Origin of the sequence: Rhodococcus sp. WMMA185, assembly GCF_001767395.1 — a bacterium.
In the GTDB taxonomy this organism is placed as follows: domain Bacteria; phylum Actinomycetota; class Actinomycetes; order Mycobacteriales; family Mycobacteriaceae; genus Rhodococcus_F.
In genome coordinates, this window is record NZ_CP017014.1 from 3,362,424 (window position 1) to 3,388,524 (window position 26,101).

Below are 26,101 nucleotides of genomic sequence, written 5' to 3' on the forward strand. Positions count from 1 at the left end.
GCACGCCTCATGCCAGCGCAAGCAAGGCCAACGCGGCCTGCCGGGGAACCGTTACGTCCAGGCTCGTCAGCTTCTCGAATCTGCCGAGCCGGTTCAACACGGTGTTCCGATGGCAGAACAATTGCGCGGCGGTGTCGGTGACACTTCCAGTCGCGAGATAGACCCGCACCGTCTCGACGATCCGGTCACGTTCCTCGTCCGTGATCGTGTCGAGGCCGGACAGGAGGTATGCCGAGAATTCCGTTTGATCATCCAAACGGCTCTTGGTCACTCGCGTCCACGCGTCGGTGAGCGTCCGTAGTCCGTGTTCACCCGGACGGATGGTTCGAAGTATCTCGTACGCTGTGTTCGCCGCCGAAGCCACTGAAACGAGACCGCGCGCCGCCGGGACCATGCCGCCGGAAATCTCCTGTAGTTGCCGGTACTGGCTCTCGGGCCCCCGGGTCTGTGTTCGCGGCGCCGGCCACAGAACTACCACGCGGCCGGACTGGTTGAGAACGAAGAGATCTTCGCCCCTGGCGGCGAGCGTGTTCGCGATCCGGTGCACCATCTGGGACGATTCGCGGCCTGCAACGACGACGCGGAACGTGTCGTCGGCGTCGACCTTCAGAGCACGGGCAACCTGGTCGACCTTGCTCGAGACCAGGGGTGCGGGCCCGAACAGCTCTGCCAGGTATGTCTGCTGTTCGTCTCGGGTGGAAGCGGCCATCGCCGCCTTCTCTTCGAGATAACTCTGTTGCACCGCGCGGGCATGATCGTCGACCGCACTCCAGAGGCTGTCGACATGGAGTGCGAGAACCGTCATGTCCGTCGAATTTGCGCGCTCGAGCAGTGACGACCACAGGATGCCGAAGTCGAGACGGATCGCCGCCACCAGATCTTCTACCGGGATTCCCTGTCGGGCACGTTGCCGTCCCAGCTCCTGGGAAAGCGAACCGAGTCGAGTCGTCGCCGGGCCGGTGATGACTGCCTCGAGTATCAACCGAATCGACTCGCGGGCAGAATTCGCGAGATCATCCCTGGTCACAAGACCCGATTGATAAGATTCGACGGTCTCGAGCTTGTCGAGGAAGACCGTGGCCAGGTCATCGACCTCGTGCGTTGCGCCCAAGATCAGCTCACGCCAGCGCGGCAGACTCTCCCGTTTCCGCTTGGCGAGGTTTCTCACAGGAGTTCCTTCCGCGCGGCTCCTCAGTCAGGTCCTACCCACATCTTCAACTCTAGAATCGCGGCAACGCGGCGGCACGACATATCGCCGACACGGACCCTCCATCGGCAGCGCGTTATGCATATTCACAACATGTGGGCTCTTCTTCGAGGCAGATTGCGATTTCCTCCCGTATTCGGGTGGGGTTTCATGAACGGAACGCCTTTGAACGATCTGCCCTATACGCGCAACATTCGGAGCACCACAATGAGCACCCCGCCCGCTGTACAGCTTGGCGAAAAGAAGCCAATTCCACCCGATACATCGCGGCGAGTGGCTTTCGCGGCGTTCGTGGGAACGGCGATGGAGTGGTACGACTTCTTTCTGTTCACCACTGCGGCTGCCCTGGTGTTCAATGTGCAGTACTTCAGTTCCGAAAATGCACTGACGGCGACGATGGCGTCGTTCAGCACCCTGGCGGTCGGGTTCGTTGCGCGCCCGGTGGGTGGACTGCTCTTCGGCTGGCTCGGGGACCGGGTCGGACGCAAGAAAATTTTGATGACGACCATCGTCGGCATCGGTATTTCCACCGTCCTGATCGGATTGCTGCCCAACTACTACTCGATCGGTGTCATCGCCCCGATCGCACTCGTCGTGTTGCGCATATTGCAGGGCTTGGCCGTCGGAGGCGAGTGGAGTGGCGCAGTCACGATCGCGGCCGAGTGCGCTTCGCCTTCGCAGCGAGCGAGGTACGCGTCGATCCCGCAACTCGGATCGCCGGTGGGGACGATCATGTCCTCGGGAGCATTCTTCATCACAGCAGCCGTGTTATCCGAAGATGTATTCAATTCCTGGGGCTGGCGTATTCCCTTCCTGTTGGCTCTGCCGCTGCTGGGAGTCTCTGTCGTGATTCGAAAGCAACTCGAGGAATCCCCCGAATTCGAAGCCTTGCAGAAACAAGACTCGGTTTCGGAAGCACCACTACGCCAAGTGTTCTCCGGGGCATGGCGGCAACTTCTCGTCGGCGCTTCGGTCATGTTCATCGGAACCGGCGGGTTCTACCTGATGACGACGTTCGTCATCAGCTACGGCAAACGCGCTCTCGATCTCAGTGCGACAATGCTCCTTCTTGCCACCGTTATCGCAGCAGTAGTCCAGCTGCCCGTCATCATCAGCGGTGGAAGACTGGGCACACGATTCGGTTCGAGCCGCGTCGTGCTCGGCGGAGCGATCGCAACGATAGTCTTGGCCTTCCCACTGTTCTGGGCGATCAGCACCGCGCAACCTGTGCTCGTCGTGATCGCCATGACCGTCGGGGTCGCGGCCATCTCGTATCCGTACGCAGTCAGCGGCGCGGTATTGACCAGCCTGTTCCCCGCGAAGGTCCGATACAGCGGTGTGTCCGTCTCGTCGAACATCGCGGGAATGGCAGCCGGGTTCGTACCGCTGATCGCGACAGCCGTTCTCACCGTGACCGGCGATACCCTCTGGCCCGCAGCGGTCATCCTCGTCCTCATCGGCGTGATCGCCTTGGTCGGCGCCATCATCACGCCCCGATGGAGCGTGGCCGAAGCGGGGCTCAAGCACTGACCACCCAGGCGCCCCGAACATCGCAATCCAGAACACCGCAACCCAGAGAATCGAAATCCAGAGAGGCACCACCGCGATGACCACTGTCAGCAAGAACGATCTGGACCGGACCGTACTCGCGGACTTCGAGAAGCTGTCACAGTTCGGTGCGACCACCGGCGGGGGCGTCGATCGGCAGGCTGCCACCGCCGATGACGGGGCGCAGCGCGCATGGCTTGCCCAGTGGCTCGCCGACCGCGGATTTCGTGTCGAATACGACCGCGTAGGAAACCAGTTCGGGCTACTCGAGATCAACCCCGGTGCCCCGTACGTTCTCACCGGCTCCCATCTGGACAGTCAGCCGCTCGGCGGACGCTACGACGGGGCGTACGGCGTACTCGCCTCGGCGCACGCCGCTCACCGGATCGCCCAGCAATGGCGCGACGGAGACATCGCGCCGAAATACAACCTCGCAGTGGTCAACTGGTTCAACGAAGAAGGCTGTCGGTTCAAGCCGAGCATGATGGGAAGCGCTGTCTTCACCGGCAAACTCGATGTCGAACAAGCCTTGTCGACCACCGACCACGACGGTGTCTCGGTCGCAGACGCGCTGTCGGGTATCGGCTGTCTGGGATCGGGTACCGGGCCGGAAGCTGCAGCATTCGCCGAGATCCACATCGAGCAGGGCAGAAATCTCGAGAACGACGGAATCACCATCGGTGTAGTCGATTCCACCTGGGCGGCCCAGAAATACGAGCTGGTGATCCACGGGGAGCAGTCACACACCGGATCGACGACCATGCCCGATCGGCGCGATGCGCTTCTCGGAGCTTCCCTGCTGGTGGTCGCGGCGCGCGAGTTGGCGGAGGAGTTCGCGGACGCGCCGCTGCACACCTCGGTGAGCCAGATGACCATCGAGCCCAACTCCCCAGTCGTCATTGCCCGGGAAGTACGGATGAATCTCGACCTACGTTCGCCGAACGAGTCGGTCGTCGACCTCGCCGACGAGCGATTGACGGCCCGCTTCGCCGACATCGAATCCCGGGCGCGGGTGCGCATCGAAAAGGCCGCCGCCCATTCCTGGGGTGTGGCCGGCTATCAGCCGGAAGGGGTGAAACTCTCGATGAGCGCCGCGGACGATCTGGGACTGACATATCGCCAGATCATGACCGTCGCCGGGCACGACTCGGTGAACACTAAGGACGTCGCCCCGACGGTGATGCTCTTCGTGCCGAGTGTCGATGGAATCTCGCACAACGAGCACGAGTTGACGGCCGACGAAGACGTGTGCGCCGGTGTGGATCTGCTGACCGAAATCGTCGGCCGTCTCGCGGTCGGGGAGCTGGACAAGCCCCAACGATGACCAGCCGGCACTGCGCTATCACGCGGCAGTGCCCCTAGTTCACGAGTGCCTCCAGTTCACGGTTGCTGTGGCGACAGGTTCTCCTGCTGAGCCTGCAGACGTTGGACGGCATCGTCTAGATGTTCGACAAGCATCCGCCGCACCTTCGGCGGCGCGCCGGTCCGGATCTCCTCGCGTAGGGCCGCATGTTCGGCCGCTTGTTCGCGGAGATCGGGGTAGGTGGTCTGTAGCGCACCCATGCACATCCGGGTCTCGATCAGCAAGGTCTTGGCTGCACGAACCAGGCGTGGGCTCGACGAACACTCCACCAGAATCTGATGGAACTTCTGATCGGCATCCGATACAGCCGCGGCGTTGCCACGTTCGGCCGCATCCCGCATCTCGAGCACAGCGGATTCGAGAGCCGCATAGGTAGCTTCCCGCCGCCCGTCGGCGAGGATCATGTCCAGTGCCCCGCGCTCGATCACCGATCTGCTGCGGTACACGTCCACGACGTCGTCCAGGGACAACTCCGTCACGAAGATCCCGCGATGGCGGATGCTGCGCAGTATGCCCTCCGACACGAGTCGTTGCATCGCTTCGCGCAGCGGTCCACGCGAGACCTGGAAGTGTGCGGCCAGCTCCGCCTCGCCCAACTGAGCACCCGGCTCGAGCGCGCCCTTCATGATGGCGGCTCTCAGTCGGTCCGCGATGAATTCGGCGGTTGATTGACGGCTGGCGGGTTCCAGGTCAGTCAGAGCCATGACTGTTGCCTTTCTCGAACAAGGTTCCGAACGACGGTTGCACCGCCGCGTGGCCCGCAAGACGCAGACCCTCCCAGATGGTCACCTGGTTTGCCGTGAGTACAGGCTTGCCGAGGCGCTGCTCGAGAGTACCGAGCACGCCCATCGTCCTCATGGCCGTATCGGGGATGAGCAGGGCTTGCGCTTGTGGGTGGTCGTTGCGCACTGCCAGCTCCTCGACTCGTTCCCGGCCGAGTAGACCGACCTCCGCCGCGGTTTCGATACCGGCGCTGGAAACGGAAAGCACGTCGACCCCCGCGGCGGCGAGGAACTCCACGAACAGCGTCGCTACGTCCTCCGGGTAACTCGCGACCACTGCTATCCGAGTGAGACCGAGCACGTGCAGAGCGTTCACGAACGCGAAACTGGTGCTCGACGTGGGCACACCGGTTACCTGGGCGAGGCTGTCCACTTGTTGCTTCGCGCCCTCGGGGCCGTATACGAAGCTGCCCGACGTACACGCCCACATCACGGCGTCCGGTTTCTCGCCGGCGAGAAGCGTCGCCCCACCCGCGAGCTTCTCGGGACTGCCGAGGTCGAGCAATTCGGGTACGGCATGCAAGTCGGTGCCGTAGATGTGCGCGACCGGCAGATCCACTCCGAGGATCCGCGCGGCGAGGGGATAGTCGTCCTCGGCCGCATGATCGGGGTAGATGAATCCGACTGTGGGTGCGGTCGCCATTGTGTTCTCCTTTCCGGTCACAGGGTCCGATCACAGGGTCCGATCACAGGGTCCGATCACGAGGGCTGATCTCCGAAGACGTCCCGGAGCCACTGGCCCGGGCCGGACATCGGAAGTTTCATCCGGCCGAGACAAGCCCAGATCGTGAGTTGGTTGGCGGTGAGAACCGGTTTTCCGAGTTCGCGCTCGAGGGGGGCGATCACATCGTAGGTCGGCAGATTCGTGCAGCTGACGAAGATCGCCTCCGCATTCGGATCGTCCGCCTCGATGATGTGCTCGGCGATCGTGCGGTAATTGACCTTCCAGATGCCGCCACCGAGCCCGAGGTGGTCCGAGCGGACTACCTCGGTGCCTGCCTCGTCGAGAAAGGCGTGCAAGCGTTCGGTCAATGGCGCGTCGTAGGGAGTGATCACCGATAGTCTGCTCAGCCCGAGATGCTCGATTGCCTCGACGAGCGCACCCGACGTCGTCACGGCTTGCTGGGCGCCGGCCTCGCACATCGCCTCGCACAGTGTTCGCTCGAAATCGAGGCCCTTGATGAAGCTCCCCGAGGTGCACAGGTAGGCCACGACCTCGGGTTCGACATGCAGGACGTCACGTGTTGCCGCCATGATGTGTCGCCGTTCGGAGACCAGTTCGGCCATCTCGAGACTGACGGGCACGGGCTCGTACGGGGTGCGTGCCAGATGCAGGCTCACCTCCAGCGGGGCCCACCGCCACAATTCTCGTTCGAGCGCGAGATCGAACGGGGCGATGATTCCTATTCCCCGTTGCGCGAGAGGCCCTTCGAATTCGGGAATGTTCAGTTCCACGCCAGGCCTCACCTTCGTTTCGGCCACACCCGTGCATTCTAAGATTGTTGACAATCATACGTTTTACTCATACGGTGTCAACGTGACTCGGAACCCGATCGTTGCCGTGCTTCACGCCCATGTCCTGCCGAACCACGAACTCATGGCACCTGTTGAGGACCGTGCCGAGGTTCGTTACACGGATGAGGCGGGACTCATCGACGCCCTCGACGGCGCAGACGTCCTCTTCCTCTACGACTTCCTGACCGATGCCGTTCCGGGTGCATGGCACGCTGCGGGTTCCCTGCAGTGGCTACACATCGCGGCCGCCGGAGTCGATCCCGTCATGTTCCCCGAGATTCGCGACAGTGACGTCACCGTCACCAACTCACGGGGTGTGTTCGACGGAGCCATCGCCGAATACGTGCTCGCTCAGATCTTCTCCTTCGCGAAGGATCTTCCCGGCTCTCTCCGTCTGCAACAGGCCCACACCTGGCGGCATCGGGAATCCGAGCGCGTGGCCGGGAAGACCGCGCTGATCGTCGGCACCGGCCCGATCGGTCGTGCGACCGCCCGGCTGCTCCGCGCGGTCGGCATGGAGGTCAACGGATCGGGACGTCGCGCACGAGACACCGACCCGGATTTCCGAACGGTCGCGGCCACGGAAGATCTCCCCGAGCAACTCGCCGCCGCCGACTACGTAATCGCGGCGGCACCACTCACCGATCAGACCCGGCACATGTTCCGCGACAAGGAATTCGCCGCAATGAAGCCGGGCGCACGATTCATCAACGTGGGCCGCGGCGAACTCGTCTGCACTGACGACCTCGTCGCCGCACTCGAGTCCGGAACCATCGCCGGCGCGGCGCTCGACGTATTCGACACCGAACCGCTCCCACCGGACCACCCGTTGTGGAGCATGCCGAACGTCTCTATCACACCTCACAATTCGGGTGATTTCACCGGATGGCGTGATGAGATCGTTACCGTGTTCACCGACAACTTCGAACGCTGGACGGCAGGCCGACCTCTCGAGAACATCGTAGACAAGGAGCTCGGATACGTACCGAGCCGATAGCAGGACCGATTCAGGCTGAAGGAGTTTTCATGAACCCCACCGACATGACCGCGGTCGAACTGGTCACGGCCTATTCGTCCGGAGAATTGTCGCCTGTGGAGGCAACGCGAGCGGTCCTCGACGCCATCGACGCCCGTGACCGCGACATCAACTCGTTCTGCCTCGTCGACGAGGAGAGAGCGCTCGCGCAGGCCCGCGCATCGGAGGAACGCTGGGCAACCGGCTATTCGAAGGGACTTCTCGACGGAGTCCCGATCTCCATCAAAGACATCTTCCTCACCGACGGCTGGCCCACCCTCCGTGGCTCTCAGGCGATCGACGAATCCCAACCCTGGAATGTCGACAGCCCGGTCACCGCGCGCCTGCGCGAAGACGGAATGGTGTTCCTCGGGAAGACCACCACGCCCGAGATCGCATGGAAAGCAGTCACGGACAGCGCTTTGTGCGGTATCACCCGCAATCCGGCCGACCTCTCGAAGACGGCCGGCGGATCGTCGGGCGGCAGCGCCGCCGCGGTCGCAGCCGGCCTCGGTCCGTGCTCGGTCGGCACCGACGGAGGGGGCAGCATACGCATTCCGGCGTCGTTCTGCGGCACCGTCGGGTTCAAGCCGACGCATGGGCGCGTCCCCCTGTACCCGGCCAGCCCCTTCGGCCCCCTCGCACACGCCGGCCCGATCACCCGGACGGTGGAGGACGCCGCGCTGCTGATGGACATCATGTCGCTACCGGACCCTCGTGACCCCACCTCGCTCGCCCCGCCGCGCGCGACCTTCCGCGGTGAGATCGGCCGGGACGTGGTCGGGCTCGGCGTCGCGTATTCCCCGACGCTCGGCTATGCCACGGTCGACCCGGAGGTCCGGGCCATCATCGACCAGGCAGTGCAGGCACTCGACGCGGCAGGGCTTCCGGTCACCGCCGCCGATCCCGGCTTCACCGACCCGATCGACGCCTTCGAAGTGTTGTGGTCGTCCGGAGCCGCCGCCATGTTGAGAAGCTTCCCCGATGGCACGCGCGACAAGGTCGACCCCGGACTGGGGAAAGCCTGGGAACGCGGCGAAAAGCTCAGTGCCGTCGACTACCTCGAAGCCCGCGCCGTCGCAGCAGACGTCGGTATCACGATGGGCAAGTTCCACCAAACGCACGACATCCTGCTCACACCCACCGTCCCGATACCCGCCTTCGACGCCGGTCACGACGTCCCACCCGGCAGCGCCTTCACCAGTTGGGCACAGTGGACCCCGTTCACCTACCCCTTCAACCTCACACAGCAACCGGCGATGAGCCTCCCGGTCGGGAAGACAGCGGCCGGACTGCCCGTCGGTCTGCAGATCATCGGCCCCCGGCACTCGGACGACCTCGTCCTCGCCGTCTCGCGATATGCCGAACACGTACTCGGCTAGGAGAAACCCTAGAACTCGACGATGCCCCTGAGGTACCGCCGGTACGACCCGGACAGGTGGACGCGGTCGCCGCGCACGTCGCAGTGAACGGTTCCGCCACGCGCCGACAGTTGCCGGCCGACAAGGCTCGCACGCCCCAGCACGGAAGCCCAGTACGGCGCGATCTGCGAGTGCGCGGAGCCCGTCACCGGGTCTTCCTGAATCCCTGCCTCGGCGCCGAACACTCGCGACACGAAGTCGACTCCGTCCGCGTCCGACGCGGCGGTCACCACGATGCAGCGCACCTTCAGCTGACTGATCACGCCGAAGTCGGGCGTCATCGAGGCAATGTCGTGTTCGGACTCCGCGACGAACACGAGGTCGGTGGCCTGCAGGCACTCCCGCACCCCAATGCCGAGCGCCGCGACGATCCGCGGGTCGGCGGTGATCGACTTCAGCGGCTCGGCCGGAAAATCCATCACCAGTGTCGTGTCCGGCCCCCGATCGACATTCAGCCAGCCACTGCGCGTCCAGAATTGGATCCGGTCGGCGTCTGGGTGCAGGTCCTCGAAAATCTGCGCGGCGGTAGCGAGGGTGGCGTGACCGCACAGGTCCACCTCGACGGCAGGTGTGAACCATCGCAGGTGATAGGCCGGCGTGTCCCGGTCGTGGGACGTAGCGTCAGCGGGAAGACGAGCCGTGTAGAACGCCGTCTCGGACAGATTGTTCTCTTCCGCCAGTTGCTGGAGAACAGAATCTCCTGGCCACTCGGTCAGCGGCATGACGGCAGCCGGGTTGCCCTCGAAGGGTCCGGCGGCGAATGCGTCGATCTGATGGATATCCAACTTCATGGCGTCCGATGATGGTGGCCGACCTGAACGAAGTCGAGGGCCATCCCGCACTCTCTGGACCGGTCCCGCCCCTCAGTCCCGAGCGAAACTCAGTGTCTCACCTTCGACCCCACGCATCCACAGATCGTTGCAGGCGGCGGCCAGTTCCGGTAACCCCTCCTCGATGGCGGCGAAGACGTTGCCCGGTACCCAGCCGACGTCGCCGTTGATCAGAAGGTTGTTGCGGCCGTAAAAGATTGCAAGATCCGTGGCACCCTGCGCGGCGTGCGCCTCGGAACCGGGCTCGTAGCCGTAGGCGGAGTTGCCGATCTCCCACGGCTCGAAGTCGAACAGGCACACGTCTCCGGGAATCGGTGTGACGGTGGGGTTCTCGCGATGTGGCGCCTGCGTGATACGCGGGATCAGCGTGTATACCTCGTTGCGCGCATACTTGGCGTGGTATGCGTCTCCGCTCTGCGGGAGTGCATTCCAGACGGCGTCGCAGGTGAGCGGCGCCTCGTCGTCGAGGAGTCGGGCGCGACACGTCACGCCGCGCTTGTCGAGGGTGATGGTGATGTAGCGGGCCACGATTCCTCCTCGTAGAACGGTCGGATCCGGATCAGATCTCCTCGAGGACTTCCGACCAGAGTGTCAGCGCATCCTCCACCTGTTCTGCCGTCACGACGAGCGCCGGAATCATTCGCACCACGTTCATGTGAGCGCCGCAGGTCAGCAGCAGTAGCCCCTTCTTCGCGGCCAATTGCTGCGCGGCAGCCGCTTTCGCTCGATCCGGGGAACCGTCGGCAGCGGTGAACTCACTGCCCACCATCAGTCCGAGACCGCGCACATCCCCCACCGCCGAGGTAGCCGTGCGGCGAGCACCCTCGATAAGTTGCGTGCCGCGAGTGGCCGCGTTGGCCACGAGGCCTTCCTTCTCGATCACTTCGAGCGTCGCGATCGCGGCCGCGCAGGACACCGCGTTTCCCCCGTACGTTCCGCCCTGCGAACCCGGCCAGGCCTTGGCCATCAACTCCTCGGACGCCGCAATGCCCGACAGCGGGAACCCACTGGCCAGCCCCTTGGCGATCGTGATGATGTCGGGCCGGACATCGAAGTGTTGGTGTCCGAAGAACTTGCCGGTGCGTCCGAAACCGGTCTGGATCTCGTCGATGACGAGCAGGATGCCGTACCGGTCGGCTCGCTCGCGGAGTCCCTGGAAGAACGCGGTGTTGCCCGGCACATAGCCTCCCTCACCCAGGACGGGTTCGACGACGAACGCGGCCGTCTCCTCCGGCGCGGTGAGAGTGGAGAAGATGTAGTCGAGTTCTTTGAGCGCAAAGGCGGTGGCCTCTTCCTCCGTCCATCCATAGCGGTAGGCATCCGGGAACGGCGCAACATGGACACCACCCATCAACGGGCTGAAGCCTGCCGAGAACCGGGTTCCCGATGTGGTCATGGTCGCCGCCGCGACCGTGCGTCCGTGGAAGCCGCCGTGGAAGACGATCACGTTGGGACGCCCCGTCGCCTGTCGTGACAGACGAAGCGACGCCTCCACTGCCTCGCTACCGGAGTTCGCGAAGAACACGGAATCGAGGTCGGCGGGCAGAACCGAGCCGAGACGCTCGGTCAGCTCGAGCATCGGCTGGTGCATGACCGTCGTGTACTGGCCGTGGATCAGCGAGCCGACCTGCCGGCGGGCGGCCTCCACGACGTGCGGATGGCAGTGCCCCGTACTGGTGACGCCGATACCCGCGGTGAAATCGAGATAGCGCCGACCATCGGTACCGTAGAGGTAGCAGCCGAGTCCATGATCAACCGTCACGGGTGTGGCCTGCGCGAGCAGTGGAGACAGCCGAGTCACGAGAAACCTCCCACGGGTAGATACCGGCGAGCGTCGGCAGTGCGTATTGTCAGATTGTTGACAATCTGTATAGCATGATCAGAGTCACTTCGGCAACGGCGATTGGGGATGAAGCATGCTCGAGGAAGAAGCGATCGGATCCGTTCCAACCGGCCTCTTCATCGGTGGCAAATGGCGCCAGAGCGCTCGCACCATGCCGGTTCACGATCCCTCGACGGGGCAGATCCTCTGTGAAGTCGCGGACGCGGATGCCGCGGAGGCCGGTGAAGCGCTCGATGCCGCCGCGGAGGCGCAACCGGCATGGGCGGCCACGCCACCTCGCGAGCGCAGCATCATCCTCACCGAAGCACACCGGTTGCTCCTCGAACACATCGACCGTCTCTCCCTCATCATGACGCTCGAAATGGGTAAGACGCTTGCCGAGGCGCGCAGCGAAATCGCCTATGCCGCCGAATTCTTTCGCTGGTTCGCCGAGGAGGCCGTCCGGATCGACGGCGGGTACATGACTGCACCGGGTGGCGGATCTCGATTACTCTTGACACGCCAGCCAGTTGGTCCGAGCCTTCTCATCACACCGTGGAACTTCCCGATGGCAATGGGTACCCGCAAGCTCGGACCCGCGATTGCCGCCGGGTGCACGTCCGTCATCAAGCCTGCCGCCCAGACTCCGCTGTCGATCCTCGCTCTCGCGGACATCCTCGTGCAAGCAGGACTGCCCGACGGTGTCGTCAACGTTGTCACCACCTCCACCCCTGATGAGGTGATGACTCCGCTGATCCTCGACGGCCGCGCCCGCAAACTCTCGTTCACCGGATCCACGAAGATCGGGAAACATCTTCTGGAACTCTGCGCCCGTACTGTCATGCGCACGTCCATGGAACTCGGCGGCAATGCGCCATTTCTCGTCTTCGACGATGCAAACCTCGACGATGCCGTCACCGGTGCAATGGCTGCGAAGATGCGCAACATCGGGCAATCCTGTACGGCCGCCAACCGGATTCTCGTGCACAGCTCGGTCGTGGACGAGTTCACCCGCAGGATGACCGAACAGATGGCTGCTCTTCCCCTCGGGCGAGGCACCGAGGACGGCGTGGTGGTCGGACCGTTGATCGACGATGCAGCCGTCGAGAAGATCGATCGACTCGTCACGGATGCGGTCGAACGCGGAGCCACCGTGACGACGGGCGGTACACGCCTCGACCGCCCGGGCAGCTTCTACCCCGCAACTGTCCTGACCGGCGTACCCGAGGACGCCGAGATGTGCCACGACGAGATCTTCGGACCGGTAGCCGCGATCAGCACGTTCGACACCGAAGCGGAAGCGGTCAAGCGAGCCAACGACACGCCGTACGGCCTGGTGGCCTTCGTCTACACCGAGAGCCTCACTCGGGGAATTCGGGTGTGCGAAGCACTGGAGTCCGGAATGGTCGGGCTCAACCAGGGCGTCGTGTCGAACCCGGCGGCACCCTTCGGTGGCGTGAAGGAATCCGGACTCGGGCGTGAGGGCGGGCCCACCGGCATCGACGAGTTCCTCGAGACCAAATACATAGGCATCACCGTGTGATGCCCTGCCACAGCCATCACCATGTGAGGAACCACCAGAGCCAGGTGCCTCGAGGCTACAACCAGGTGTCTTCCGACGATGTCGTGAGGAACGCTTCGAGGTCGTCGCGCCACGGGGCCGGCACGGTCTTGTCCGGTTCGATTCCGGTGTACTGCCCCCGATAGAAGAGCAACGGTCGCTCCTCCTTGACCTCACTCAGGGAGGAGACTCGGCCGAACACCACCCAGTGGTCACCCCCGTCGTGGACGCCCTCGAGCGTGCAGTCGATGTGGGCGAGTGAACCGGTCAGAATCGGTGACCCCAGCGGCGAAAGCGTCCAATCGACCCCGGCGAACTTGTCCGGTTCCCGCGACCCGAAACGGGCGCACGTCGACTGCTGCTCCTCCGCAAGCACATTCACGCAGAACACGCCACTGCTCTCGATCGCGGCCCACGACCGCGACGCCTTGGTTGGGCAGAACAGGACGAGCGGGGGTTCGAGCGACAGCGCTGCGAACGACTGGCACGCGAACCCGGCCGGCTTCCCGTCGTCAAGGGTGGTGATGATGGTGACGCCAGTACAGAATTGGCCCAGCACCGTGCGAAACCGTCGCGGATCGATCGCCCCCTCAGCGACGGCTCCGTCCCCCGATGCCTCGTTCACGGCTGCATACCGACACTGAAGTCGTGTCCCCACAGGCTGACGGCGGTACTCTCGCGGGCAATCCAGCTCTCGTCCTCCACCTGCCTTCCTTCACAACCGAATTCCACGTCGAAGCCGCCCGGTGTCTTCATGTAGAACGACAGCATCAGGTCGTTGACGTGACGACCGAGCGTCGCAGACATCTTGACCTTCTTGCGAAGCGCGCGGTCGAGGCACAGCCCGACATCATCAGAATTCTCGACCTCGATCATGAGGTGCACGATGCCACTCGGCGTGGGCATCGGCAGGAATGCGAGGCTGTGATGCCGCGGATTGCAGCCGAAGAAGCGCAACCATGCGGGCGGACCGTCTTCGGGTCGCCCGACCATCTGTGGAGGCAACCTCATCGAATCACGCAGCCGGAAGCCCAGCACGTCGCGATAGAAACTCAGCGACGCGTCGTCGTCGGAGGTCGAGAGAACGACGTGCCCCAAACCCTGCTCGCCGGTGACGAACCTGTGACCGTATGGACTGACGACACGTCTATGCTCCAGTGCCGCACCGTGAAACGCCTCGAGAGTATTGCCCGACGGGTCCTCGAATGTGATCAGCTCGTCGACCCGGCGATCCGCGAGCTGCTCGGCGTCGGCCTCTTTGAACACGACGCCCGCTGCCGCGAGGCTGGCCCGGACCTCCTGCAACTCCTGAGCATTGGCCGTCTCCCAACCCGAGACGGAGAGCCGGTCCTTCTCGCCGGGGACGATCACCAACCGAGCCGGGAAATCATCCATCCGCAGATACAGGGCGTCGGGATTGGTGCCCTTGCCCTCCACCATGCCGAGCACCTTGAGTCCGTACTCACGCCACGCGGCCATGTCCGTTGCCTCGATACGCAGGTACGCCAGTGAGCGGATACCCATCACTTACCTCCATCCAGCAAGAAGTCCGTTGCGAGCCTGTTGAACTCGTCGAACTTCTCGAGCTGCGCCCAGTGTCCGCAGCCACCGAAGACGTGCAACTGCGCCCGCGGGATCATCTTGAGCGCCACGAGGGCTCCGTCGAGCGGGTTGACCCGGTCTTCGCGGCCCCAGATCAGCAGTACACGCTGGCGCAACTTGTATGCCTCACGCCAGAGCATTCCCTTTTCGAAGTCGGCCGATGCGAAGGACTTCCCCATTGCCTTCGCCGCCTCGAGCGACTCTGGAGTGCTCGCCGCCGCGAAGCGCTCCTCGATGAGTTCCGGGGTGATCAGAGACTGGTCGTAGACCATGACCCGCAAGAACGCCTCGAGCTTCTCCCTGGTTGGCCCCTCCGGCGGCGCACTGAACTTGCCGAGGTTCTTCACGCCCTCGGTGGGATCCGGCGAGAACAGGTTGACGCTCAGTCCGCCCGGACCCATCAGAACGAGCCGTCCCGCGCGGTCCGGATAGTCGAGCGCGAAACGCACTGCGGCGCCGCCACCGAGCGAATTGCCGAGCAGATGAACCCGTCCGCCGATGCCCAAGGCATCGAGCAGATCCTTCAACGCGGATGCGCTGTGCACGAAGTACTGCGGGTGCTCGGTCGGCTTGTCGGACAGCCCGTAACCGGGCTGGTCGACAGCGAGGACGTGGAACTTCTCGGCGAGGACCGGAATGTTCTTCGCGAAGTTCGACCACGACGAAGCCCCCGGTCCGCCGCCGTGCAGCAGCACGATCGTCGTGTCGTTGCCGACTCCGGCCTCGTGGTAGTGCAGTTTCAGGTCAGGCCTGACCTGAGCGAACTTCGACGTGGATTCGAACGTCATGGTTTCTTCGGTAGTCGTCACCTGCGCTCCTAGACCATCGTGTCCGCGACCGGCAATCCGAATTCTCCGGTGCCGTACATGACATACGCGCGTTCGGGATCGTTGGCAGCGTGAACGCGCCCGGCATGAGCATCTCGCCAGAAACGCTGCAGTGGAGTGCCGTTCGCCAACGCAGTGGCACCCGAGCTCTCGAAGAGCTTGTCGATGGACGAAATGGCCCTACCGGTCGCGCGCACCTGGTCGCGGCGGGCTCGAAGCCGGAGCTCGAACGGGACCTCCTCGCCCTTGCACAGGAGCGCGTACTCGTCGGCAACATTGCCGGACAGCTGCCGCCATGCCGCGTCGATGTCGCTCGATGCCTCGGCGATCCGGACCTTGGCGAACGGATCGTCCTTCGCCTTCTCGCCGGCGAACGCCGCGCGGACACGCTTGCCCTGGTGCTCGACATGCGCTTCGTATGCGCCGTAGGCCATTCCCACGATCGGTGCCGAAATGGTTGTGGGATGGATTGTTCCCCAAGGCATTTTGTAGACAGGCGCGGTGTTCTGCACGAGACCCGGGGCGGTGAGGTCGCTCATCGCCTTGAAGCTGAGTGCACGGTGCCTCGGGACGAATACGTCCTTGACCACCACGGTGTTGCTTCCGGTTCCCCTCAGTCCCACCACGTTCCAGACGTCGTCGATCCGATAGTCTTCACGCGGAATCAGGAAGCTGACGAAGTCCACCGGACGCCCGTCCTTGATCACCGGACCGCCGAGCACAGCCCAGGTTGCGTGATCACAACCGGAAGACCAGGCCCATGCGCCGTTGACCAGGTAGCCACCCTCGACGACCTGACCGGCCCCCATCGGTGCATAGGAGGAAGAGATGCGAATGTCGGTGTCCTCTCCCCACACGTCTTCCTGCGCCTGCTGCTCGAATAGCGCGAGGTGCCAGTTGTGGACGCCGATGATCGACGAGACCCAACCGGTGGAGCCGCAGGCACTCGCGATCTTTCGCACGGCCGAGTAGAACAGCACCGGATCGGCCTGGTAGCCGCCCCACTGCTCGGGCTGTAAGAGGCGGAAGAAGCCGATCTCCTGAAGCGCCTTGATGGAATCGTCGGGGATACGACGTAGATCCTCGGCCTCCTGCGCACGCTCACGCAGCGTCGGCAGTAGCGCGTCGAGTCGCTGCATCACCTCGTGACTGTCATGGTCACCCACAAGACGCTCCTGTCTCGCTAGATTGTTCAGTTACCTCTGAGACTAGAACACGTTCCCATTTATGTCGAGGTGCTCTCAAAAGTGCTGCTTGTAGGCCTGCGTCTGGACTAAAGGCGCGAAAGATCTAGCAGATTTGAGTCAAATTCTATAACGTGTTCTAGTAACACCAAGAAGGGATGTGACGGCACAATGGCGCAGATTCGCGAGATCGATGTGGGCACGGTCCAGACCCGCTTCGCGCGCGGTTGGCACTGCCTCGGGCTGACCAAGTCGTTCACCGACGGCAAGCCGCATTCGATCGAGGCATTCGGCACCAAACTCGTCGTTTTTGCAGACAGCAAGGGTGAACTGCAAGTCCTGGACGCCTATTGCCGGCACATGGGCGGTGATCTGTCGCAGGGCACGATCAAGGGCGACTCCGTGGCGTGCCCGTTCCACGATTGGCGCTGGGGCGGCAACGGGAAGTGCACAAGCATTCCCTACGCACGTCGTGTCCCCCCGATCGCTCGGACCCGGGCGTGGATCACACTCGAGCGAAACGGCCAACTGTTCGTATGGAACGACCCGGAGGGCAACCCCCCACCCGACGATGTGACCATTCCCCGAATCGAGGCCGCGTACAGCGACGACTGGACCGACTGGACCTGGAACTCGATGCTCATCGAGGGCTCCAACTGTCGCGAGATCATCGACAACGTCGTGGACATGGCACACTTCTACTACATTCACTACGCGTTCCCTACGTACTTCAAGAACGTCTTCGAAGGCCACATCGCTGCCCAGTACCTCAACACCAAGGGCAGGCCGGACATCGGAATGGCGACCCAGTACGGCATGGACACCATGCTGCGCTCCGAGGCCGCGTACTACGGGCCCTCCTACATGATCAATCCCCTCTTGAACAGCTATGGCGGCTACGAGGTCGAGAGTGTTCTCATCAATTGCCACTACCCGGTGACGAACAATTCGTTCGTCCTCCAATACGGAGTGACCGTCAAGAAGCCGAGTGGCATCGACGACCAAGCAGCGGACAGACTCGCCGCGAAGTTCACGGAAGGCATTGCCGAGGGTTTCCTGCAGGACGTCGAGATCTGGAAGAACAAGACCAAGATCGAGAACCCGCTGCTCTGTGACGAAGACGGCCCGGTGTATCAGCTACGCCGCTGGTACGAGCAGTTCTACGTCGACGTCGCCGACGTCACTGACAAGATGACTCAGCGTTTCGAGTTCGAGGTGGATACCACCAAGGCCAACGAGGCCTGGCAGCAAGAGGTCGAGGAGAACCTGGCCCGTCAAAAGGCAGAGCGCGAGGCCAAGCAGTCCGAGAAGCCGGCGTCCGAGAATACGGAAGCACAGGTCTGATCGTGCACGCCTCGGGCGATTGGGCCAAAGCTCCCGACTTCGCCGGACAGCCGGCCCGACTCGAGGCCATTCATGCGCAGACGGTCGCAGACAAGGCGAACTATCTCGACGACGGATTGAGTGACGTCGAATGCCAAACGTGCGGCACCTGTGTGCTGGTGCGCAAGAACAGCCTCGCGCACACGAGCATCCAGTGGATCACCGATCCGGCAACAAATTGTCCGACATTCCGGGGAGATGTCGCCGAAGAACACTCGATCGGACTACGGGACGGATGTCCGCGGCTGCAGGAGAGCATCAAACACGCGGTGATGGAAGGGCTGATCGAAGTCAGGAACGGCGCCGAATAGTCCGACACGTCCGCGCTTGCGGATACCGCACCCAATGTGACATTCGTTCGATTGGACTGCACGAATGTCACATTGGGTGCGGAACTCATCGGGTTGGCACACCGAACGCGCGCGTCAGCACAGCTCCCATCTCTCGCCACGGTGGGCAGGGCGGCGGGTCTCGGTGGTTCAGGAAGCGGATCACTGCATCGTAGAAGCCGGGAGATCGGGGCAACTGCGAGTGCGGTGCTCGGACGGGACATTCTGCCCCCGGCAGTCGCTCCCCGTTCGGCATCAACGGAAGATCAGCGGTCGAGGAGACGTCGAGAACTCGAACCTGTGGCGGTAGTGGTCTGTCGAGAATGGCTCGCACAATGCCCACTGTCCCGAGTAGCTGCCGCGAGACCGGGGCATCGGGATCGAATTCGAACGAGACCAGATTCGCAACCGGTACCGCTGCGTACAGCAGATCGCTGAACACTACGCCCTGCCCACCTTCGCCCTTGGCAAGGTATCCGATCAGAGCGTCGGGGAAGGCACCCGCGAGTACCAGAACGTCCACGCGAGCTCGTCCTGTCGCGACGGCCTCCCAGGCAATCCAGGCGGCTTGCGAATGAGCGATCACGACCAGCGGTCGGGGCAGCGCCTGGGTCTGCTCGGCGAAGAGCGCAACCTGCTCTTCGACGGGACGCTGTGTGTCGGCGGGCCCGTACGGGGCACCGGTGCGGAGGGGGCAGGTGGCGTCGCGTTGCGGTTGCCCGTCTCCGGACCCGGCATAGGAGAAGTAGTAGACCTGGTTGCAGTCGTAGCCGAGCAGGTGCACATCGGTGCGATGCACCCCACTGGTCCCGGACTCCGAATCGATTCCGGCCACGAGGAACAGTGAACCCTGTTGGTGCGGAGAAGGATTTGGCTCTCCGTAGGTTCGCGTCTGCACGAATACGACGGAACCGGCGACGAGGACCGCAACGGTAACCGCGAGAGCGGCAACCGGTCGGGTGAGCGGGGCGCGGCTCATCCCCCAGATCGCGAACCCCGTCGCCGCGGCGGACACGGGCACGAGGGGCAGGGTCAGTGAAGGCGCGGTGTCCGCCAGAGCACCCAGCATGAGGAGCGCCAGGCAGTACGGCACGATCACCTCCACCCGAAGGCCGCGACGCCAGGCCGCCGCGATCGCGATACGCAGTCTCGTGCTCCCCTGCCACGGAACCGCACCGAGGGTGAGGACCAGCACCCCGATGAGCGCTACCGCAGGCCAGAACACCCGTGAGTACAGCATCGCGAAGGCGGTTGCGTCGAGGAAGGTTGCGATGAACACCGGACCCAACGTCGTTGCGTAGAACAGTGCGGCGAACCTCAATCGATGCCGATCGAGTCCACCCATCAAGCAGGCCAGTACCACGATCCGTACGACCGAGACGATTGCCGTCAGAACGATGAATTGCAGCCAGGAGTCTGTGTGCAACAGCAGAATCCGCAGATCCGCGAACTGGTCCACCGGCGGTAGTGCCACAAGGTGCACCAGCCCCGGCCAGGTCGGTATGACCCCCGTCGCGGCCAGAATGACGACGGCCAGGGCGACGGCCGCGAAGGGCGACCATCGAGTCCATTGCCACTGGCGTCCGTTCACCGGGTCATGTCCTTCGAGCCGCGGAATGTCGAATCAGCTTCCATGATCCTCGCCTGATGTGACATTCGTTCAGTCTGACCGCACGAATGTCACATTGGGTGTGCGTGTCGTGGGTTCCGTGTGCGGAAACGGGCACATAGTCTGGAATATGCCGTCGGATACGGCGGCATCAGCCGAACGGGAGGCGCGCTATGGCAGGCCGAATCGTACATTTCGAAATCCCTTTCGACGATGGTGATCGCGCCCGAGGGTTCTATCGGGATGCGTTCGGGTGGAACATGGCCGAAATCCCCCAAATGGACTACACCATGGTCAGCACCGGACCCGTCAGCGAGAGCGGGATGCCCGATCAGCCGGGGTTCATCAATGGCGGGATGATGCAGCGCGGCGAGGTGACCTCCCCCGTCGTCACCGTGGACGTCGACAGCATCGACGACGCATTGGCGAAGATCGAGTCCCTCGGCGGAAAGACCGTTTCACCACGAACACCCGTCGGGAACATGGGTTTTGCAGCCTATTTCACCGATTCCGAAGGCAACGTCGTCGGATTGTGGGAGTCCGCCGGCTGACCACTCGAGTGCAATGTGAATGCCAGGCGACTCCCTCCGATCAGGAAGCACTCACCTCTTACCCAGCCGTGTTCGCTTCCTTTTGGAGTTCGAGGGCGATGTCGATGAGCTGATCCTCCTGGCCGCCGACCAGTTTGCGCTTGCCTGCGCGGACCAGGAGTTCGGCCGACGACACTCCGTACCGCTGCGCCTGGCGTTCGGCGTGCTTGAGGAAGCTCGAATAGACGCCGGCGTAGCCCATCATCAGAGCTTGGCGGTCGAGCAGACATTCGGCAGGCATCGCCGGTCGCACCACATCTTCTGCTGCGTCGGCGATCGCGAAGAAGTCGATACCGGTCTTGACGCCGATCTTGTCGCACACCCCCACCAGCGCCTCTACCGGCGCGTTACCGGCTCCGGCACCGAACCGCCTTGTGCTGCCGTCGATCTGCTTGGCACCTGCCCGGACCGCGGCGATCGAGTTGGCCACACCGAGACCGAGATTCTCGTGCCCGTGAAAACCCACCTGCGCATCCGAGCCGAGTTCCTGCACGAGCGCCTCGATCCGCTCGGACACCTGCTCGAGCACCAATGCGCCGGCAGAGTCGACGACGTAGACGCACTGACAACCCGCGTCGGCCATGATCCGCGCCTGTTTGGCGAGCTTCTCGGGTGCGATGGAGTGCGCCATCATCAGGAATCCGACGGTCTCGAGACCACGGTCGCGCGCCAGCCCGAAGTGCTGGATGGACACGTCCGCCTCTGTGCAGTGCGTTGCGATCCGGCAGATCGAGGCTCCATTACCCTGGGCCGCGATGATGTCGTCCTTGACTCCGAGCCCGGGCAGCATCAAGAATGCGATCTTCGCGTTCTCGGCCGTGTCGACGGCGATCGAGATCAATTCCTGCTCAGGCACCTTCGAGAAGCCGTAGTTGAACGACGACCCACCCAGGCCGTCACCGTGTGTCACCTCGATGACCGGTACCCCGGCGCTATCGAGAGCGCCGACGATTCCGCGGACCTCGTCGCGGGTGAACTGATGGCGTTTGTGGTGTGAACCGTCGCGCAGAGAGGTGTCGGTGATTCTGATGTCCCAGCCCGCATCGAAGTGGACCATAGTGCTCATGCCTCCACACTCAGGAGTTTCTGGGCGATCTCCTCGCCCACTTTGGTTGCCGCTGCGGTCATGATGTCGAGGTTGCCCGCATAGGGGGGCAGGAAGTCACCGGCGCCCTCGACCTCTACGAAGGTCGTGACCGTGGCGTGCCCGCCCGACACGACACTCGGGTCATCGAACTGGGGCTCGTTCAGCAGCCGATAGCCGGGAACGTACTGCTGGATATCGGCGACCACACGGTGTATCGAGTCGGCGATGGCGGCGCGGTCAGCATCCTCCGGGATTGCACAGAAGATGGTGTCGCGCATAATCATCGGCGGATCCGCGGGGTTCAGGATGATGATGGCCTTGCCGCGCCGAGCCCCACCGATGGTCTCGATGCCGCGACTGGTGGTTTTGGTGAACTCGTCGATGTTCGCGCGGGTACCGGGCCCGGCCGACACCGAGGCAACCGATGCGACGATCTCGGCGTAGGCCACATCGACGACACGCGAGACCGCATAGACGATGGGAATGGTGGCCTGACCCCCGCACGTAATCATGTTCACGTTGGGGGCGTCGAGATGTTCGTGCAGGTTCGCGGGCGGAACCACCGCGGGTCCGACGGCAGCGGGTGTCAGGTCGACAGCGCGGATTCCTGCCGCCTCGTACTGCGGTGCGGCCGCACGGTGCACGTACGCCGACGTGGCCTCGAACACCAGATCGGGCCTCTCCGACTGATTCAGCAGCCACTCGATGCCCTCGGCGGACGTCTCCAGGCCCATCCCACGAGCGCGGGCGAGGCCCTCACTCGCGGGGTCGATCCCGATCATCCAACGAGGCTCGAGCCACTGTGACCGTTGAAGCTTGTAGAGCAGGTCCGTGCTGATGTTGCCCGAACCGACGATCGCCACACTTGCCTTGGTCATGAACAAACTCCTACTTGAACTTCAGGGATACGGATCCGAGCCCACTGAAGTCGGCGCGAAAGTGATCGCCCGGGTGAGCGTCGATGGCACGGGTGCATGAACCGGGCAGCACTATGTCGCCGGCCTTAAGCCTGACACCGAAGCTCTCGACCTTCTGCGCAAGCCAGGCAACGGCTGTCACAGGATTACCGAGCACCGCGTCGCTGCGCCCCTCGGCGATGGCCTCGTCGTTGCACGTCAGAACGGCGTCGATGGCCTTGATGTCGATATCTGCCGGCGCAACCCTGTTCTTGCCGAGCACGAACCCGGCGGACGAAGCGTTGTCCGCAATCGTGTCCGGCAGCGTGATCTTCCAGTCTTTGATGCGACTGTCGATCAACTCGATGGACGGGGCGAACGCCTCGGTCGCGGACAGGACGTCTTGCTCGGTGCAGCCGGCTCCGGGTAGATCGGCGCCGAGTATGAAAGCGACTTCGACCTCCACACGCGGATAGCAGAACCGTGAGGTGTCCACGGGTTGATCCTCGAACACTTCCATGTCGGCGAGCAGGTGCCCGTAATCGGGTTCGTCGACGCCCATCATCTGCTGCATCGCGTGCGAGGACAGGCCTACCTTGTGGCCGACGACCCTCGCCCCGTCCTGCAGCCTTCGACGGATGTTGATCAATTGGATCTCGTAAGCATCGACGACGTCGATGTCCGGATGGGCTGTCGTCAGCGGATCGATTGGAGCACGACCGCGCTCCGCGGCGTCGAGCCGATTCGCCAACTCGGTGCGTAGTTGCGACGAGAGCATGGATACTGACCTTCCTCGAGTTGCACACGCCCGCCGAATTCACTGCAACGTGTTTCGTTCTTGTTTGTCGGTATCGGTAATACTTACTGGCAGAAACGATGGACTGACAACCACATCATTCTATAACGTGTTCTACATGAGCAAGCACGAATACGACATCGTGGTCGTCGGTAGCGGCGCCGGGGGAATGACCGCGGCACTGACCGCAGCCCGCAAGGGACTCAGCGTGGTCATCCTCGAAAAGGCAGCGCACTTCGGCGGTTCCACCGCCCGCTCGGGTGGTGGCGTATGGATCCCGAACAACGAGATCCTCAAAGCGGCTGGAGTCGACGACACGGCCGAAGCCGCACGGACCTACCTGCACAGCATCATCGGCGATGTCGTACCCAAGGATCGCATCGATACGTACCTCGATCGCGGACCCGAGATGCTGTCCTTTGTGCTGAAGAACAGCCCGCTGAAGCTGCAGTGGGTACCCGAGTACTCCGACTACTATCCCGAGGCTCCCGGCGGACGGCTCAGGGGACGATCCGTCGAGCCGGTGCCGTTCGACGGCCGCAAACTCGGTGAAGACCTCGCGAAACTCGAACCGGCCTATGTGAAGGCCCCGCCGAACTTCGTCGTCACTCAGGCCGACTACCGCTGGCTCAACCTGCTCATGCGCCACCCTCGCGGGCCACTGCGGGCGGCCCGAGTCGGACTCCGATTCCTCGGAGCCAAGATCACGGGCAAGCGATTGCTCGTCCTGGGCCAGGCACTGGTCGCGGGACTGTATGGGGGACTGAAAGCCGCCGGTGTCCCGGTTCTGCTCGAAACCCCACTCACCGACCTCTATGTCGAGGACGGGGTTGTGAAGGGTGTAACGGCCGAGGTCGACGGGCGATCGCAAGTCTTTCGCGCACGCCGCGCAGTGGTGATCGCCTCGGGCGGATTCGAACACAACGACGAGGCCCGCAAGAAATACCAGCGCGCCCCGATCGGCACCGAATGGACCGTCGGCGCCAAGGCCAACACCGGCGACGGCATCTGGGCTGGCGAGAAACTCGGCGCCGCACTCGATCTGATGGAAGACGCCTGGTGGGGTCCGTCCATCCCGCTCACCGGAGGACCCTGGTTCGCACTCTCCGAGCGCAGTCTTCCGGGTTGCATCATGATCAACCGGTCCGGCAAACGCTTCGTCAACGAATCCGCGCCGTACGTGGAGGCGACGCACGCCATGTACGGAGGCAAGCACGGCCAGGGCGACGGGCCTGGTGAGAACATTCCGTGCTGGCTCATCCTCGACCAGCGATACCGCGACCGGTACACGTTCGCCGGAACCACCCCTCGCTCCCCGTTCCCCCGTCGCTGGCGGAAGGCCGGCATCATCGTCGAGGCGAAGAGCGTCGCCGAGTTGGCCGAGAAGATCGATGTGCCTGTGGACTCTCTCACCGAGACGGTCTCGCGCTTCAACACCTTCGCGCGCAAAGGCAAGGACGAGGACTTCGGGCGAGGCGAAAGCGGCTACGACCACTACTACGGTGATCCCCGCAACAAACCGAATCCAAGCCTCGGCGCGCTCGAGAAGGCACCCTTCTACGCGGTCAAGATGGTCCCGGGCGACCTCGGCACGAAGGGCGGACTCCGCACCGACCAGAACGCGCGTGTGCTCCGACAGGACGGCAGCATCATCGAGAACCTCTATGCCGTAGGCAACGCGAGTGGTCCGGTCATGGGACATACCTACGCCGGGCCCGGAGCGACGATTGGCCCGGCGATGACTTTTGGCTACCTTGCGGTCTTGGACATCCTCGCGAAGTCGAACGACTCCGATTCGCCCACCTCACTCACCGGAGACACCACGAATGCCCATTGATCCACACGTTGCAATCGGTGCCGAACTACCAACCCAGGAGTTTTCCTGGACCAGTTCTGACGTGCAGCACTATCACCTGGCACTCGGCGCCGGTTCTCGCCCCCTCGATGAGAACGAGTTGCGATATCTCACCGACCAGACGCCCCAGGTTCTCCCAACCTTCGCGACCGTGGCCTCCAACTTTCACGCCACCGAAGCACCGCGTGTGTCATTTCCCGGCATCGAGATCGACCTGGCCAAGGTCGTGCACGGCACCCAGGAAGTGACCGTGCACAAACCCATCCCGTCTGCGGGCAAAGCGCGCACCACCACCCGAATTGCGGAGGTGTGGGACAAGGGCAAGGCCGCCGTGATCGTCCAGGAGTCCACTACCACCGACCTCGACGGCACTCCCCTGTGGACGGGTCGGTCATCAATCTTTGCGCGCGGCGAAGGCGGTTTCGGCGGCGAACGTGGACCGTCCCAGTCGGTCGAACTACCCGACCGGCCCGCCGATGCTGTGGTCGACACCCCTGTACTGCCCCAGCAGGCGCTGATGTACCGGATGTGCGGCGACCGTAACCCACTCCATTCCGACCCGAAGTTTGCCGCAGCCGCAGGGTTTCCCGCGCCGATTCTGCACGGCCTGTGCACCTACGGAATGGTGTGCAAGGCAGCGGTGGACGCGGTGCTGGACGCAGACGCGAGCGCCGTCCAAGGATTCCGTGCAAGGTTCGCAGGGGTGGTGTTTCCTGGCGAAACGCTGCACACCCGAATCTGGAAGGACGACGGCAGACTGTTGATCTCGGCCACGGTTCTCGAGCGCGATAATGCCCCTGCCTTGGAGGATGTGATTCTCTCCCTAGCCTAGTTACCGAAACGCAACCCTCTTTCTCGCAGCTAAAGCGGATTTACCCA

Annotated in this window: 25 protein-coding genes; 10 read left to right on the forward strand and 15 right to left on the reverse strand. The window is 63.4% G+C overall.

Annotation, left to right across the window (positions count from 1 at the left end):
- Positions 1 to 7 precede the first annotated feature (7 nt).
- The gene (locus tag BFN03_RS15130; protein ID WP_070379697.1) at positions 8 to 1,168 is read right to left on the reverse strand and encodes a PucR family transcriptional regulator; all 1,161 of its coding nucleotides are present in this window, start codon (positions 1,166 to 1,168) and stop codon (positions 8 to 10) included.
- A gap of 246 nt (positions 1,169 to 1,414) precedes the next feature.
- On the opposite strand from BFN03_RS15130, the gene BFN03_RS15135 reads away from it, so the two are divergent.
- Entirely contained in the window at positions 1,415 to 2,737 is a 1,323-nt protein-coding gene (locus tag BFN03_RS15135) for an MFS transporter (protein ID WP_070380961.1), read from the forward strand.
- 76 nt (positions 2,738 to 2,813) lie between these two features.
- Positions 2,814 to 4,079, forward strand: coding sequence for a M20 family metallo-hydrolase (locus BFN03_RS15140; RefSeq protein WP_070379698.1), 1,266 nt, complete (start codon positions 2,814 to 2,816; stop codon positions 4,077 to 4,079).
- A 56-nt stretch (positions 4,080 to 4,135) separates the two neighbouring features.
- On the opposite strand, the gene BFN03_RS15145 is transcribed toward BFN03_RS15140, so the two are convergent.
- From BFN03_RS15145 to BFN03_RS15155, 3 genes are read right to left on the reverse strand one after another with little or no spacing between them, the layout of a single operon-like run.
- Positions 4,136 to 4,822 carry a GntR family transcriptional regulator gene (locus tag BFN03_RS15145; RefSeq protein ID WP_070379699.1) on the reverse strand — a complete coding sequence of 229 codons (687 nt, stop codon included), beginning with the start codon at positions 4,820 to 4,822 and terminating at the stop codon, positions 4,136 to 4,138.
- A complete protein-coding gene (locus tag BFN03_RS15150; RefSeq protein WP_070380962.1) occupies positions 4,809 to 5,543 on the reverse strand; it encodes a maleate cis-trans isomerase family protein in 735 nt (244 codons plus the stop codon). Before BFN03_RS15150 ends, BFN03_RS15145 begins: the two co-directional genes overlap by 14 nt.
- Before the next feature lie 56 nt (positions 5,544 to 5,599).
- The gene (locus BFN03_RS15155; RefSeq protein WP_070379700.1) at positions 5,600 to 6,355 is read right to left on the reverse strand and encodes a maleate cis-trans isomerase family protein; all 756 of its coding nucleotides are present in this window, start codon (positions 6,353 to 6,355) and stop codon (positions 5,600 to 5,602) included.
- A gap of 82 nt (positions 6,356 to 6,437) precedes the next feature.
- On the opposite strand from BFN03_RS15155, the gene BFN03_RS15160 reads away from it, so the two are divergent.
- Together BFN03_RS15160 and BFN03_RS15165 are read left to right on the forward strand one after the other, a co-directional pair.
- Complete coding sequence (locus BFN03_RS15160) at positions 6,438 to 7,412, forward strand: D-2-hydroxyacid dehydrogenase (protein WP_070379701.1); 975 nt, start codon at positions 6,438 to 6,440, stop codon at positions 7,410 to 7,412.
- Positions 7,413 to 7,441: 29 nt separating this feature from the next.
- Positions 7,442 to 8,812 (forward strand): amidase, encoded by a 1,371-nt coding sequence (locus BFN03_RS15165; RefSeq protein ID WP_070379702.1) that lies wholly within the window; start codon positions 7,442 to 7,444, stop codon positions 8,810 to 8,812.
- An 8-nt stretch (positions 8,813 to 8,820) separates the two neighbouring features.
- On the opposite strand, the gene BFN03_RS15170 is transcribed toward BFN03_RS15165, so the two are convergent.
- The 3 genes from BFN03_RS15170 to BFN03_RS15180 all read right to left on the reverse strand — a co-directional run bounded on the left by BFN03_RS15170 (position 8,821) and on the right by BFN03_RS15180 (position 11,482).
- Entirely contained in the window at positions 8,821 to 9,642 is an 822-nt protein-coding gene (locus BFN03_RS15170) for a PhzF family phenazine biosynthesis protein (protein ID WP_070379703.1), read from the reverse strand.
- Positions 9,643 to 9,714: 72 nt separating this feature from the next.
- Positions 9,715 to 10,209 carry a DUF3830 family protein gene (locus BFN03_RS15175; RefSeq protein ID WP_070379704.1) on the reverse strand — a complete coding sequence of 165 codons (495 nt, stop codon included), beginning with the start codon at positions 10,207 to 10,209 and terminating at the stop codon, positions 9,715 to 9,717.
- A gap of 31 nt (positions 10,210 to 10,240) precedes the next feature.
- Positions 10,241 to 11,482, reverse strand: coding sequence for an aspartate aminotransferase family protein (locus BFN03_RS15180; protein ID WP_070379705.1), 1,242 nt, complete (start codon positions 11,480 to 11,482; stop codon positions 10,241 to 10,243).
- 115 nt (positions 11,483 to 11,597) lie between these two features.
- Here BFN03_RS15180 and BFN03_RS15185 point away from each other — a divergent pair, with 115 nt between their 5' ends.
- Positions 11,598 to 13,046: an NAD-dependent succinate-semialdehyde dehydrogenase gene (locus BFN03_RS15185; RefSeq protein WP_070379706.1), complete on the forward strand. Its 1,449-nt coding sequence runs from the start codon at positions 11,598 to 11,600 to the stop codon at positions 13,044 to 13,046.
- Positions 13,047 to 13,101: 55 nt separating this feature from the next.
- Here the strand turns inward: BFN03_RS15185 and hsaB are convergent, their stop codons facing one another.
- The 4 genes from hsaB to hsaA are packed head-to-tail and all read right to left on the reverse strand — an operon-like array spanning position 13,102 to position 16,632.
- Positions 13,102 to 13,689 (reverse strand): 3-hydroxy-9,10-secoandrosta-1,3,5(10)-triene-9,17-dione monooxygenase reductase subunit, encoded by a 588-nt coding sequence (gene hsaB / locus BFN03_RS15190; RefSeq protein ID WP_070379707.1) that lies wholly within the window; start codon positions 13,687 to 13,689, stop codon positions 13,102 to 13,104.
- On the reverse strand, positions 13,686 to 14,588 hold the full coding sequence (gene hsaC / locus BFN03_RS15195; RefSeq protein ID WP_070379708.1) for an iron-dependent extradiol dioxygenase HsaC: 903 nt from the start codon (positions 14,586 to 14,588) through the stop codon (positions 13,686 to 13,688). The genes hsaB and hsaC overlap by 4 nt, the downstream gene beginning before the upstream one ends.
- Positions 14,588 to 15,475, reverse strand: a complete 888-nt coding sequence (hsaD, locus tag BFN03_RS15200; protein ID WP_070379709.1) for a 4,5:9,10-diseco-3-hydroxy-5,9,17-trioxoandrosta-1(10),2-diene-4-oate hydrolase — start codon at positions 15,473 to 15,475, stop codon at positions 14,588 to 14,590. Before hsaD ends, hsaC begins: the two co-directional genes overlap by 1 nt.
- Before the next feature lie 8 nt (positions 15,476 to 15,483).
- Positions 15,484 to 16,632: a 3-hydroxy-9,10-secoandrosta-1,3,5(10)-triene-9,17-dione monooxygenase oxygenase subunit gene (gene hsaA, locus BFN03_RS15205; RefSeq protein WP_198163499.1), complete on the reverse strand. Its 1,149-nt coding sequence runs from the start codon at positions 16,630 to 16,632 to the stop codon at positions 15,484 to 15,486.
- 216 nt (positions 16,633 to 16,848) lie between these two features.
- On the opposite strand from hsaA, the gene BFN03_RS15210 reads away from it, so the two are divergent.
- Together BFN03_RS15210 and BFN03_RS15215 are read left to right on the forward strand one after the other, a co-directional pair.
- Complete coding sequence (locus BFN03_RS15210; RefSeq protein WP_070379711.1) at positions 16,849 to 18,021, forward strand: Rieske 2Fe-2S domain-containing protein; 1,173 nt, start codon at positions 16,849 to 16,851, stop codon at positions 18,019 to 18,021.
- A 2-nt stretch (positions 18,022 to 18,023) separates the two neighbouring features.
- A complete protein-coding gene (locus tag BFN03_RS15215; protein WP_070379712.1) occupies positions 18,024 to 18,371 on the forward strand; it encodes a hypothetical protein in 348 nt (115 codons plus the stop codon).
- 85 nt (positions 18,372 to 18,456) lie between these two features.
- On the opposite strand, the gene BFN03_RS15220 is transcribed toward BFN03_RS15215, so the two are convergent.
- Complete coding sequence (locus tag BFN03_RS15220) at positions 18,457 to 19,980, reverse strand: hypothetical protein (protein ID WP_070379713.1); 1,524 nt, start codon at positions 19,978 to 19,980, stop codon at positions 18,457 to 18,459.
- 191 nt (positions 19,981 to 20,171) lie between these two features.
- On the opposite strand from BFN03_RS15220, the gene BFN03_RS15225 reads away from it, so the two are divergent.
- Positions 20,172 to 20,549, forward strand: coding sequence for a VOC family protein (locus BFN03_RS15225; protein WP_070379714.1), 378 nt, complete (start codon positions 20,172 to 20,174; stop codon positions 20,547 to 20,549).
- Between the two features lie 58 nt (positions 20,550 to 20,607).
- Here BFN03_RS15225 and dmpG read toward each other — a convergent pair whose 3' ends face one another.
- The 3 genes from dmpG to BFN03_RS15240 are packed head-to-tail and all read right to left on the reverse strand — an operon-like array spanning position 20,608 to position 23,349.
- The gene (gene dmpG, locus BFN03_RS15230) at positions 20,608 to 21,654 is read right to left on the reverse strand and encodes a 4-hydroxy-2-oxovalerate aldolase (protein ID WP_070379715.1); all 1,047 of its coding nucleotides are present in this window, start codon (positions 21,652 to 21,654) and stop codon (positions 20,608 to 20,610) included.
- Positions 21,651 to 22,553, reverse strand: a complete 903-nt coding sequence (locus BFN03_RS15235; RefSeq protein WP_070379716.1) for an acetaldehyde dehydrogenase (acetylating) — start codon at positions 22,551 to 22,553, stop codon at positions 21,651 to 21,653. Before BFN03_RS15235 ends, dmpG begins: the two co-directional genes overlap by 4 nt.
- A 10-nt stretch (positions 22,554 to 22,563) precedes the next feature.
- Positions 22,564 to 23,349 (reverse strand): 2-keto-4-pentenoate hydratase, encoded by a 786-nt coding sequence (locus BFN03_RS15240; RefSeq protein ID WP_070379717.1) that lies wholly within the window; start codon positions 23,347 to 23,349, stop codon positions 22,564 to 22,566.
- Positions 23,350 to 23,485: 136 nt separating this feature from the next.
- Here BFN03_RS15240 and kstD point away from each other — a divergent pair, with 136 nt between their 5' ends.
- Complete coding sequence (kstD, locus tag BFN03_RS15245; RefSeq protein ID WP_084385796.1) at positions 23,486 to 25,204, forward strand: 3-oxosteroid 1-dehydrogenase; 1,719 nt, start codon at positions 23,486 to 23,488, stop codon at positions 25,202 to 25,204.
- Positions 25,194 to 26,054: a MaoC/PaaZ C-terminal domain-containing protein gene (locus BFN03_RS15250; protein ID WP_070379719.1), complete on the forward strand. Its 861-nt coding sequence runs from the start codon at positions 25,194 to 25,196 to the stop codon at positions 26,052 to 26,054. The genes kstD and BFN03_RS15250 overlap by 11 nt, the downstream gene beginning before the upstream one ends.
- The last annotated feature ends 47 nt before the right edge of the window (positions 26,055 to 26,101 follow it).